We start from the raw sequence: 11,176 nt of genomic DNA, 5'->3' as shown, positions 1-11,176 counted from the left end.
GCATGTCCTCGTCGAAGCGGAGGTCGGTTTCGATCATCCGTCGACGGACGAGGCTGCCGGCTTCGCTCAGATTCACGACGGAGGCCGCGTAGGCGTTGAAGCTGCCGCTGTAGTCGTTGAAGAGGCGCAAGCCGAACATTCGGATATCGGGATAGAACCAGTCCGCGTCCGGCAGCGCGACGAGCGCCTCCTGCATCGCCGCAATGCTGTAGGGGGCCAGCATGTTGTCGGCATCGAGGAAGTAGATGCCCTGCGCCTCCGGCAGAGCGCGCAACGTGAACTCGATGCCGCGATTTCGGGCCGCGCTGAGACCGCTATTCGCCTGACGGACGTAGTGAAGGTTGCTCCACCGCGCAGCCAGGAAGGTGAGGGTCGCGTAGGTCTGAGGGTCGGGACAGCCATCGTCCACAAGCACCACGTCGACATCGGCAAAACCCGGCTGGCGGGCGAGGGAATAGATCGCCTCACGGACGAGCCCGCTATGCTTGAACACGGGCACCACCACCGCCAGGCGGGGCCGTGCGTCGGCCGGGCCCTCGCCGCGGAAGGCCGGGGAAAGCCTTTCGTCGATCATGCCTGCGACGGGTCCCTGACAGCGGCGAGATGCACGAAATGGGCCCAGGCGTGGTCCGTCGTGGACCCGGCCTTCCGGGTCGCCAGGAGGATGTCGAAACGCCCACGGAGCGGTGCGGGTGGCTCGAACGTGACCTGCCCCCTCTCACGCCCCTCCAGCCTCAGCCAAGCTGCGCCGTGCAGAAAGGCATCGGCCGGGTCGCCCCCCCCGGACAGGACGGCCTGCGCCTGACGGAGCCACTTCGGGCCCTGGTTCGAGCGCGAGGCCGCGCGGGGCGCCAGCTCGCCGGCCGGCGCCACGAGGAGGCCGAATTCGGTGGCAGCGGCGGCCTGATGGTCCAGCGCGACATCGGCCACGACCGCCCGGACGCCGTCCATCCACAGATTAGGGATCACGGCCACATGCGCCGTCTTCCCGGCCGGATGGAGCAGCAGGCCCGTGGACTCGTCGATAAAGCGCAGCAGCTCGGGTTGCGGCTTGGACAGCCCCCCGAAATACTGCGCCCGCTGCAGCAACTCGTCGAGCACGACCGCGCCGCCCTGCGCGTCGTCGTCCGCGTCGCCGTCCGCCCGCCTCCCCCAGCCATGGAACGGGAGCCTCAGGCCGGGCGCGCCCTCGTACATCCGCAAAGCGAGCGAGCGCTCGGCGGCCGTTCCGTCCGGCCGCACGTAGCCGAGCCGGGGATCCGCCGTGATCTCGCCGAGGCCGAGGCTCAAGCCCGGCGCGGAGCCCTGCTCCCACGTGATCCCGATCACCACCGGCTCATCCAGGGGCCGCGCCGTGAAGGGCGCGTCGAACCGGTTCCAGCCGACATCGAGTGTCGAGGCCGGGACTGTCCAGGTCCCGAGAAGCTGTCGTGAGTGGGCCGCCTCGAGCGTCACCACCACAGACCCCGCGCTGCCCGCCTCGACGTCGGCCAGGTGCAGTTCGAAAGCGTGCACGGCCCGGAATTCCCGCTTCGAGCCCTGGCGGATCCCCTGTGCGGGGGCGTCGGCAAGCCGCAGCGTTGCCCCGCTCGGCGGCAGGAAGACGCAGAGCTTCGGCTGCGGCGGCACCGATTGCTCGACAAAGCGCTGAGCCTCCTGGAGCGCCTCCATGTGGTCGTGCACGATGTGCTGCAGCCGCGCGATCTCGATCTGGCTGGAGCCGAGATCCGACAGAAACCGGCTCGACAGCCCGAAGGCCCGTGACAATTGCCAATCCAGCAACCCGGCAGATCCGGCCGACAGATTGTAGGTCGCATCCGTTCCGGGCACCTCGGGGGCGAGCTGCCCCAGCCGGATCACCACGTCCGGGTAGGTCCGAACGAACTCCTCGTCCAGGATGGCCCCCACGAGCGGGCGAGGCAGGAACCGGCTGTCCGGGTCCCGGTCGGCTGCGGAGAATTCGAACCCGCGCAGCGCCACGATCTCGCGCTCGGACAACTCGACGTAATGCTGCCGGCCGCCCGGTTGAGGCAGCCTGTCACGCAGGCGATCGAGGACCAGGAAGGCGTAGGCGGGTTCCGACGTGACTGAGGAGGCGGCGCTGCTCCCGGCCGGCGGGCTCGTGAGGTCATTCCGCATCGGCACCCCTAGGTTTTGCTTGGCCGACGCACTCGCGCAGCCCGACTTGCGAGTGCCTGTTTAGCGGGTTGTCTTCGCGGGACAAAATCGGCGCCCTGGTCAGGTCTTGCCGCGCACATTCACAGGGGGCCGCGAACCGCGCTGCAGCCGCCCCCGGCCTCAGCCCGCTGCGGCGGCCGGCAACGCCTCCCAGGCCTTCAGGAAGAAGTCCTCGGCGCCGAAATTGCCCGATTTCAGGGCCAGCGCGAGACGCGGCTCGGCGACGCTGAGGGTCCAGGGAACACCCGGGTCGATCTCCGGCCCGATCTCGAGCGCGGTGACGCCAAGCCCCGCCACCACTGCGCCAGACGTCTCGCCCCCGGCCACCACCAGCCGGGTCACCCCGAGATCCCGCACCAGCCCGCGGGCCACCTCCGCGAAACAGCTCTCGATCAGGGTGGCGGCGCGCTCGCGCCCGAGGGCCTGCTGGGCGGCCGCGACAGCATCCGGCTCGGCCGTGGAGTAGAGCAGGACGGGGCGGCCTCCATCCTGCTCCGCCGCCCAGACCAGGAGAGAGGCCGCGTCGAGCCGGCCCGACGCGATGTCGGCCGGAGAAACCTGTCGGGCCGGCAGGCCGGCCTGTCGGGCGCGGCTGACCTGGGCCCGCGTCGCCGCCGAGCAACTGCCGGCCAGGATGGCCGAGCGTCCAGGCGGCGGCGCCGCCATCTGGGCGCCGGACCGCTGCCGCACCAGCCCCCGGGCCCGGTATGCAGCCGGGAGGCCGAGCGCGAGCCCGCTGCCGCCGGTCACGAGCGGCATGTCGGCGACAGCCTCGCCGAGGTCGGTCAGGTGGCGATCCGTCAGGGCATCCACGACCGCGAAGCCCACCCCCTCGGCGGCCAGCCGGTCGAGCGCCTGGCGCAGGGCCGCCGGCCCGCCCTCCACCGTCCCGAACGGCACGAGCCCAACCGGTTTCCGCGTCTGCCGCCCGAGCACCGCGACGAGGTTCGCGTCGCGCATCGGCGTCAGGGGGTGGTCGCGCATCGGGCTGTCGGACAGGAGCTGGCGTCCGACGAAGAGGTGCCCCTGGAACACCGTCCGGCCGTTGGTCGGAAAGGCCGGCGTGACCACGGCGAGGCTCGCCCCCACCCGCTCCAGCAGCGCCTCGGCGACCGGGCCGATATTGCCCTCGTCCGTGGAATCGAAGGTGGAGCAGTATTTGAAGAAGAGCCGTTGCGCTCCGGCCCGAAGCAGGATGTCGGCACTCTGCAGCGACATCTCGACGGCCTCCGCAGCCGGTATCGTGCGCGACTTGAGCGCCACCACCACGGCGTCGGCGTCCCGCGGCAGATCCGCTTCGCTCGGCACCCCGGTGACCTGAACCACCTTCAGCCCGCCCCTGGCCAGGGTCAGGCCGAGGTCGGTCGCCCCCGTGAGGTCGTCCGCGATGCAGCCGAGGACGAGGCTCACGAGGGCACGTTGCCGTTTAGGAGGTCGTAGCTCCGGATGACCTGGCTGTCGTCCCGGCCTCCCTCGCCGCGGCCGGAGGAGGCGAGGAAGAGCTGCATGGCCGTGCTGGCCAGCGGCAGCGCGACCCGCTGCTCACGCCCGGCCTCCAGCACGATGCCGAGATCCTTGACGAAGATGTCGACGGCGCTCGTGACCGGCGGCTCGTCCTGCAGCATGCGGGGGCCCCGATCCTTCAGCATCCAGCTCGAAGCCGCCGACCCGGACAGGATGTCGAGGACGGTCTGGCCGTCGAGCCCCGCCTTGCGGGCCAGCGAGAAGGCCTCCGCCACGACCGCGATGTGCACGCCGCAAAGCAACTGGTTCACGGCCTTCAGCGTCGCGCCCTGGCCGGGCTCCTCGCCGACATGGAAGACCTTGGTGCCAAGACGCTGCAAGATGGGGCCGGCCCGGTCGAAGACCGCCTTCGGGGCGGCGGCCATGATGGTGAGCCCGCCCGCCCGGGCGCCCACGACCCCGCCCGAGACAGGCGCGTCCAGGAAGGGGCGTCCGGTCGCCTCGACGTCTCGGGCCAGGGCGGCGACGAGCTTGGGCGGACAGGTCGCCATGAGGATGACGAGCCCGTCGGGCGCGAGCGCGTCGAGCGCCCCTGCCTCGAACAGGACGGAGCGGGCCTGAGCCGCATCCACCACCATCAGGATCAGCACCTGCGCGTCGCGAGAAGCCGCAGCCGCGCTGGCCGAGGCCTCTCCGCCGAGGGTCGCCAAGGCCTCGCCGGCGGCGTTCCGGGTATCGAATCCTCGCACCGTGAACCCGGCCTTGGCCAAGTTCCCGGCCATGGGCAGGCCCATGGCGCCGAGGCCGACGAACGCGATGGTGGTCATGGCTGCTCCGTTTGGGGCGGTGCCGACGCCGCCTTGTGTTGGGGGCCGCAGCTTCGGGCGGGATGGGCGCGGGCCGGCCCCTCCCCGGGGCTCCTACTTCGAGGCCTGCTCGTAGGCCGCCATCACCGTAGAGGCGGGATTCTGGGCGCAGGTCCGGCCGAGCTTCTGGCCCGTGGCGATGATCTGGTCGAAGTCGATCACGGGATCATCGTCTTCGGCCATGGAATAGGCCGACAGCCACATCAGGATCTGGCCGTGGAAGTCCTTGTCCTGCTTGATGAACTCGTCGCATTTCAGCGTCCGCAGATCGAGCTTCTGTGCAGCTGCGGGAACGGTCGCGGCGAGGCCGAGGGCCAGACCGAGGGCCAAGGTGAACCGCATGAAACGTCTCCGCGCCAAGTGATGCCGCAGCAGCGTGGCACCGAACGGCACGCGCGAGAAGGGGCTCGGTCCGCGAGGGCCTAACGGGTCAAGGCGATGGCCGAGATCAGCCGCCCGTAATCAGGCTCGCCGCGATGAACCGAGCGCCGGTAGCTGAAGAAGCGCTCCTCGTCGGAATAGGTGCACAGGTCCGTCAGGGCGAATTCGCCGATTCCGGTCGCCTCCAGCCGCTGCCCGACATAGCGGGGAAGGTCGAACAGCGCGTGGCCGTCGCGCTCCGACGGCCGGAAGTGGCGGGCGTTCATGGAATCCTCGGCCAGGAACCGCTCCACGAATTCCGGTCCCACCTCGTAGCTGTTGCGCCCGATGGTCGGCCCGAGCACCGCCACGATGTCTTCCCGCGAGGCCCCGAGTTCCTCCATGAGGTCGACGGTGGCGTCCAGCACCCCGCCCAGAGCTCCCTTCCAGCCCGCATGGGCAGCGCCGATCACACCTGCGTGATGATCGGCGAACAGGACGGGACCGCAATCCGCGGTCGCGATCGCCAGCGCCAGGCCGGGCCGGTCCGTCACCATCGCGTCCGCCCGCGGCCGCTCCTCCCCTGGCCAGGGCGCCTGGACGTGGACCACCTCGGCCGAGTGGATCTGGTGCAGGCTGACGAGGTGATCGGGGCTGACGCCCAGTCGCTCGGCCATCAGGGCTCGGTTGCGCTTCACGCGGGCGGGATGGTCCGAGGAGCCGAGCCCGCCATTGAGGCTGCTGTAGATGCCGCCGGACTCCCCGCCCCGGCGCGTGAAGAAGGCATGGCGCACCGTGGGAAACGACGACAGTTCGGGCGCCTCGATCAGCATGCGGCTCTCGCCTCCCTGGCCGGATCCAAGTCTGCATCTCCTGGGCCGGCCGCGCGAGTCACCGGCTTGCCGCTGTCCGGAAACCCCGGAAGGAACGTGATGCGGGGGTCGGAGATCGCGATCGCCTGGAAGAGCTGGCCCATCTCTCCCTCACCCTGTCCGGTCAGGCGGGACAGAGCGGCCGCCACCTCCGCGCCGCCCGCCGCCTTGGAAAGGCGGCTTGCGCGCTCCCGGATGCCGAGCGCGCCCAGGAACTCGCCCTGCGGGACCGGACCGTGCACGCTGGCACCGGCCGCGACCGCTTGCCTGCTCACGGCGCCGAGATCGACATGGGCCGTCAGGTCGACCTCGCCCGGAGCCTCGAGAGGATCAGCCCGCCGGTGGCCTCGCACGGCCTGGAAGGTCGAGCCCGGGCGGGGCTCCGACGTTCCGTAATCCACGAACAGCGCGGCCCCGCCGCAGCGGACCAGGCGCTCAGACACGGTCCGGACAACGAGCGTCGCCGCAGCCCCGAACTCGCGGAGGTCACCGGGCCGGCCCGGGAGCTCGGCGAGGCGCGGCTCGGGGTCCGGCGCCATCCCGAAGGCGAGAGCGCCATCTGGCCCCAGGCCGACCATTCGCTCGTGCCATCCCGTTTCGGTCCGGACGAATTGGCGGATCGGCAGCGCGTCCAGAAACTCGTTGCCAAGAATGATCGCCGGTCCTTCGGGGATGCCGTCCAGCTCCTCGTGCCAGCGGATCGGCGCCCCGGCCCCCTCGAGCCGCGATTGCTGCCGCTGCCGCAGCACGGGGCTCGTTTCCACGAGATGGACGGAGGCCGCCCGGAGAAAGTCCGGCACCAGCCGGGCGGCCCGCAGGGCATCCGACATCAGGGTGCCGCGCCCGGGACCCTGTTCCGCCAGCACGAAGGGCGCCGGCCGACCCATGCGATCCCAAACGTCGCAGCACCACAGGCCGATGAGCTCGCCGAACATCTGGCTGATCTCGGGCGCCGTGGTGAAATCCCCCGCTCGCCCGAGGGGATCACGGGTCATGTAGTAGCCGTGAGCCGGGTGGCCGAGCGCCAGAGCCATGTAGCGGGCCACCGATATCGGCCCGTCTTCCGCAATGGCAGCCGAGAGCTGCCGCAGCAGCGCCGTCACACCGACGCGTCTCGCGCCGACACCGCACGGGAGCGGCGCGAAGCCGCCCAGATCAGCGCGATCCCGAGCAGCAGCAGGGGCAGCGACAGAAGCTGGCCCATGGTGACCCCTCCCCCGAGGGGGCCGAGCGCGGAGCCGAACAGGAATCCGAGATGCTCGTCCGGCTCGCGGAAGACCTCGCAGACGATCCGGGCGAGTGCATAGCCGCAGGCGAAGATGCCGGTCAGCAGCCCGGGCCGCCGGAAGCCTGCCAGGCGGACCGCGACAGCCATGACGACAAGGAGGAGGATGCCCTCCGCGAAGGCCTCGTAGAGCTGGCTCGGGTGGCGGGGAATGGACCCGGCGCGCGGAAACACCACACCCCAGGGCAGGTCGGGCGCCGGCCGTCCCCAGAGCTCGCCGTTGACGAAATTCGCCACCCGCCCCGTGAAGAGGCCGATCGGCGCCACCACGGCCGAGACGTCGAACAGGGACAGGAGGCGCAGCCCACGCGAGCGGGCGAACAGCGCAATGGCCACGGCGGTGCCGATCAGCCCGCCATGGAAGGACATCCCGCCCCGCCAGATGGTCAGGATCTCGGCCGGGCTCTGCAGGTAGCCTTCGAGGTCGTAGAACAGGACGTAGCCGATGCGGCCCCCGAGCACGATGCCGAGCGCCGCCCACACGATCATGTCGTCGATGTCGGACGGCTTCGGAGCCCGCAGCCCCCCCCACAAGGCCTCATTCGCGGCCAGGCGGCGGGCGTACCACCAGCCGAGCACGATGCCGGCCACATAGGCGAGCGCGTACCATCGGATCGCGAAGGGGCCGAACTCGATCGCGATCGGGTCGATATGCGGGAAAGGCAGGGCGAGAAGGGGCATCGGCACTGGCTGAGGACGGCCCGGTTTCGGCGCCGCGCGGCGGCCCGTCAACCCCGGCCCCGGGGCGCGGCGTTGCCTTCCGGCTGCGGTCGGGAGATGTAGGCCGCCGTGCCGCTTGGCGGCGGATGGGGGAGCGAGCCGATGCCCGCACGCCGATTTCTCGACGACGTCGCCCGCCTTGTGACCGACGCGACGGGGGTGGCCCAGGGTGCGCGCCGCGAGGTCGAAACCGTGGTCAGGAACCAGTTCGAGCGCCTGATTCGGGACATGGACGTCGCCACCCGAGAAGAGGTAGAGGTGCTTCGCGATCTCATCGCCGCATTGCGCGAGGAGAACGAGCGCCTCTCGACGAGGCTGGCGGCGCTCGAAGGGGAGCGCGGCGGCCGCGAGCCGCCGGGCTCCTGATGCCTCCCCCACCCGGCCCTGCGGATTCAATCGCAACCAGTGTGGCCTGCCCGCACTAGGCCGAACCCCGAGGCCCTGACATGCTGGGTCATCGGTTTTCCAAACGAGGGAATGACGTGAAGAAGCTCGCACTCCTCGCATCCGCATCGCTGGTGCTCATGGCTGGGGCTGCGGCCGCTGCCGACCTCCCGTCCCGCCGCGCTCCGCCGCCGGCTGCGGCCTATACCGCTGTCCCGGTCTTCACCTGGACCGGCTTCTACGTCGGCGGCAACGCCGGCTACGGCTTCAGCGATTCCAACCGCATCACCACCCGCGGCAATGGTCCCGTCACGGCTGCCAACGTGGCTGCCGGCTTCCGGCCCGGCTCGTTCGGCGCCAGCCCGAGCGGCTTCGTGGGCGGCGGCCAGGCCGGCTACAACATGCAGATTGGCGCGTTCGTGGTCGGCTTCGAAACCGACATCATGTACACGGACCTCGCCAAGACGACCCAGTACACGAGCTCCCGCGGTGACCGGGCGAGCTTCCGGTCCACGACCGACTACCTCGGCACCGTCCGCGGCCGCATCGGCTACGCGTTTGACCGCGTCCTGGTGTTCGCCACCGGTGGTTTCGCCTACGGCGACGTCTACAACCGCGCTGCGTTCTTCAACTTCGCTGCACCGCAGAACCTGCAGTTCGCCGGGGCCAAGGACGACATCGAGACCGGCTACGTGGTCGGTGGCGGCATCGAATACGCCATCCCGAACTACACGCTCTTCAACTCCGCTGTGACGGTGAAGGCCGAGTACCTCTATTACGACCTCGGCAACCGCAACATCGTGGTCGGCAACGTCGCGCCGACGGCGCCGAACTCCTACACGTCGCGGTTCACCAACGACGGCCACATCGTCCGGGCCGGCCTGAACTTCAAGTTCGGCGGCTTCTGACGCAACCGCGTTACGGGGACTTCGGAAAGGGCGGGCCAACAGGCCCGCCCTTTTCATGTGCGGCAGCAGCCCGCTTGCGCCCTGCCCCGTTCGGACCGATGACGCCGTCGGTTCTCCGGAGGCCCGGCCATGCTGACGTTCCACTTTAATCTGTCGCCGAACCCGATGAAGGTGGCGCTGTTCCTCGAAGAGGCGGAACTGCCCTACGAGCCGGTGCCCGTGGACACGCGGCGCGGCCAGCAATTCTCGCCCGCCTACCTGGCTCTCAACCCGAACGGCAAGGTCCCGGCCATCGTCGACGACGGCGTCCCGGTGTTCGATTCCAACGCGATTTTGCTCTACCTCGCCGAGAAGACTGGCCGCTTCATGCCGACGGACGCCGCGGGGCGCGGCGAACTCCTGTCCTGGCTGATGTTCGTTGCGACCGGACTCGGCCCGTTCTGCGGCCAGGCCGTGCATTTCCGCCATTTCGCGCCGGAGCCGGTCGCCTATGCGGATGCGCGCTACCAGTACGAGGCGGACCGGCATTTCCGCATCCTGGACGAGCGGCTCGCGACCCGCAGCCATCTGGTCGGCGGGGCCTATTCCATCGCCGACATGGCCGTGTGGGGCTGGGCCCGGATGGTGCCCTTCATCCTGGGCGACGGCGCCTGGGAGCGCTACCCGAACCTCAAGCGGCTCGTGGACGAGATTTCGGCGCGGCCAGCGGCGGCGCGCGTGGAGGCGCTGCGGACCACCTCCGGCCCGGCCTTCAAGGCTGAGTTCGACGAGGAGGCCCGCAGCCACATGTTCAAGCACTTGGCAGCCGCGGCCTGAAGGCCGCGGCGGGCGCTCAGCGGGCGCCGAGAAGCTCGACGTCGAAGATCAGGGTCGCGTTAGGCGGGATAACTCCGCCCGCCCCGCGGGCGCCGTAGCCGAGCGCGGCCGGGATGATCAGGATGCGCCGACCGCCGGTCTTCATGCCGGCGACGCCCTCGTCCCAGCCCGCGATGACCTGGCCGGCCCCGAGCTTGAAGCTGAAGGGTTCGCCGCGATCCCGGGAGGAATCGAACTTGGTGCCCCGCTGGCCGCCCTGGTCGAGCCAGCCCGTATAATGGACGTTGACCGTCTGGCCGGCCTTGGGGGCCGGACCGGTGCCGACGACTTCGTCGGTGTATTTCAGGCCCGAGGGGGTGGCGACGGGCTGGGCGTTTGCGACGGTGCTCATGGCGAGAAGGGCGACTCCGACGGAGAGGAAGAGGCGGCGCATGCGGGCTCCGTATCCTAGTGAGCGCGCGTCCTAGCACCGGCCGGCACGCGACAGAAGGGTCGCGGCGGGATCCGCGCCCTCCCCTGCCGCGCGCGAGCGGGCCCGCCCTGGCCGCGACATGATGCCGTCGTGGTCCGGACCGGGGCCTGACGAACCGGCCCGTGCGGGCTCGGGTTCCCCCGCAGGCCGTGACATCGGCACCCCGCGCGCCTAAGCCGGCGAACACCGGTTGCGAACCGCCGCTTCAGGGCCTCCATGCGCCTGCACCCGAACGCGTCACTGGGCGAAGACCGCAGGTCCGAGACGGAGTCCTATCTCATCCGGCCGGAGCCGGGCGACGCGCGCCTGACCCAGCCCGTGACCGGCATGGACCAGACCGGCGCCGCCATCCAGACGCGGGTCGTCGTCGAGCGACCGCTGACGCTCTACCTGAACGCACGCGAGATCGTCACCATGATGACGATCGGAGACCACCCGGACCTCCTCGCGCTCGGCTACCTGCTGAACCAAAACATGCTCCGGCCCGACGACGTGGTGACCGGCATCGACTATGACGAGGAGCTTGAGGTCGTGGTGGTCCGCACCGAGCGGACGACGGATTTCGAGAGCAAGCTGCGCAAGCGCACGCTGACCTCGGGATGCGCCCAGGGCACCGCCTTCGGCGACCTGATGGAGGCGCTGGACGGCGTCGTCCTGCCGAAGGCCGAGCTCCGGACCTCCTGGCTCTACGGTCTGACGCATCGCATCAACACCACGCCGTCGCTGTACCTCGAGGCGGGAGCCATCCATGGCTGCGTGCTGTGCCGGCAGGACCAGCCGCTCGCCTATATGGAAGATGTCGGCCGCCACAACGCCGTGGACAAGATCGCCGGCTGGATGTTCCGCGAACG

At 70.2% G+C, this 11,176-nt stretch carries 13 protein-coding genes; 4 read left to right on the top strand and 9 right to left on the bottom strand.

Annotated features, from left to right (window positions below):
• The 8 genes from JWR86_RS11275 to lgt all read right to left on the bottom strand — a co-directional run.
• A partial coding sequence (locus JWR86_RS11275) for a glycosyltransferase family A protein (RefSeq protein ID WP_299565141.1) occupies positions 1 to 574 on the bottom strand: 574 nt, incomplete at its 3' end.
• Positions 571 to 2,139: a DUF6212 domain-containing protein gene (locus JWR86_RS11270; RefSeq protein WP_299565138.1), complete on the bottom strand. Its 1,569-nt coding sequence runs from the start codon at positions 2,137 to 2,139 to the stop codon at positions 571 to 573. The genes JWR86_RS11275 and JWR86_RS11270, both read right to left, overlap by 4 nt.
• A 159-nt stretch (positions 2,140 to 2,298) precedes the next feature.
• Positions 2,299 to 3,588, bottom strand: a complete 1,290-nt coding sequence (gene otnK / locus JWR86_RS11265) for a 3-oxo-tetronate kinase (protein ID WP_299565136.1) — start codon at positions 3,586 to 3,588, stop codon at positions 2,299 to 2,301.
• Positions 3,585 to 4,469, bottom strand: coding sequence for an NAD(P)-dependent oxidoreductase (locus tag JWR86_RS11260; protein WP_299565134.1), 885 nt, complete (start codon positions 4,467 to 4,469; stop codon positions 3,585 to 3,587). Before JWR86_RS11260 ends, otnK begins: the two co-directional genes overlap by 4 nt.
• A gap of 93 nt (positions 4,470 to 4,562) precedes the next feature.
• Positions 4,563 to 4,850 carry an HdeA/HdeB family chaperone gene (locus JWR86_RS11255; RefSeq protein WP_299565133.1) on the bottom strand — a complete coding sequence of 96 codons (288 nt, stop codon included), beginning with the start codon at positions 4,848 to 4,850 and terminating at the stop codon, positions 4,563 to 4,565.
• 80 nt (positions 4,851 to 4,930) lie between these two features.
• Positions 4,931 to 5,701, bottom strand: coding sequence for a peptidoglycan editing factor PgeF (gene pgeF / locus JWR86_RS11250; RefSeq protein WP_299565130.1), 771 nt, complete (start codon positions 5,699 to 5,701; stop codon positions 4,931 to 4,933).
• Entirely contained in the window at positions 5,695 to 6,843 is a 1,149-nt protein-coding gene (locus tag JWR86_RS11245; RefSeq protein WP_299565128.1) for an SAM-dependent methyltransferase, read from the bottom strand. The genes pgeF and JWR86_RS11245 overlap by 7 nt, the downstream gene beginning before the upstream one ends.
• Positions 6,840 to 7,712 (bottom strand): prolipoprotein diacylglyceryl transferase, encoded by an 873-nt coding sequence (lgt, locus tag JWR86_RS11240; protein WP_299565125.1) that lies wholly within the window; start codon positions 7,710 to 7,712, stop codon positions 6,840 to 6,842. The genes JWR86_RS11245 and lgt overlap by 4 nt, the downstream gene beginning before the upstream one ends.
• Positions 7,713 to 7,847: 135 nt before the next feature.
• Between lgt and JWR86_RS11235 the strand changes: the two genes are divergently transcribed.
• The 3 genes from JWR86_RS11235 to JWR86_RS11225 all read left to right on the top strand — a co-directional run bounded on the left by JWR86_RS11235 (position 7,848) and on the right by JWR86_RS11225 (position 9,853).
• Complete coding sequence (locus JWR86_RS11235) at positions 7,848 to 8,111, top strand: accessory factor UbiK family protein (RefSeq protein ID WP_299565124.1); 264 nt, start codon at positions 7,848 to 7,850, stop codon at positions 8,109 to 8,111.
• A 116-nt stretch (positions 8,112 to 8,227) separates the two neighbouring features.
• On the top strand, positions 8,228 to 9,037 hold the full coding sequence (locus JWR86_RS11230) for a porin family protein (protein WP_299565123.1): 810 nt from the start codon (positions 8,228 to 8,230) through the stop codon (positions 9,035 to 9,037).
• A 129-nt stretch (positions 9,038 to 9,166) separates the two neighbouring features.
• The gene (locus JWR86_RS11225) at positions 9,167 to 9,853 is read left to right on the top strand and encodes a glutathione S-transferase N-terminal domain-containing protein (RefSeq protein WP_299565121.1); all 687 of its coding nucleotides are present in this window, start codon (positions 9,167 to 9,169) and stop codon (positions 9,851 to 9,853) included.
• A 16-nt stretch (positions 9,854 to 9,869) separates the two neighbouring features.
• Here the strand turns inward: JWR86_RS11225 and JWR86_RS11220 are convergent, their stop codons facing one another.
• A complete protein-coding gene (locus JWR86_RS11220; RefSeq protein ID WP_299565119.1) occupies positions 9,870 to 10,286 on the bottom strand; it encodes an FKBP-type peptidyl-prolyl cis-trans isomerase in 417 nt (138 codons plus the stop codon).
• Positions 10,287 to 10,541: 255 nt separating this feature from the next.
• Between JWR86_RS11220 and JWR86_RS11215 the strand changes: the two genes are divergently transcribed.
• Positions 10,542 to 11,176: formate dehydrogenase accessory sulfurtransferase FdhD (locus JWR86_RS11215; RefSeq protein ID WP_299565117.1), on the top strand; the 635-nt coding region annotated here is incomplete at its 3' end.

The organism is Enterovirga sp., from assembly GCF_028290205.1.
Taxonomy (GTDB): Bacteria; Pseudomonadota; Alphaproteobacteria; order Rhizobiales; family Beijerinckiaceae; genus Enterovirga.
Note: the sequence above shows the minus strand (reverse complement) of the source record. Positions and strands in the feature narration are given on the sequence as shown.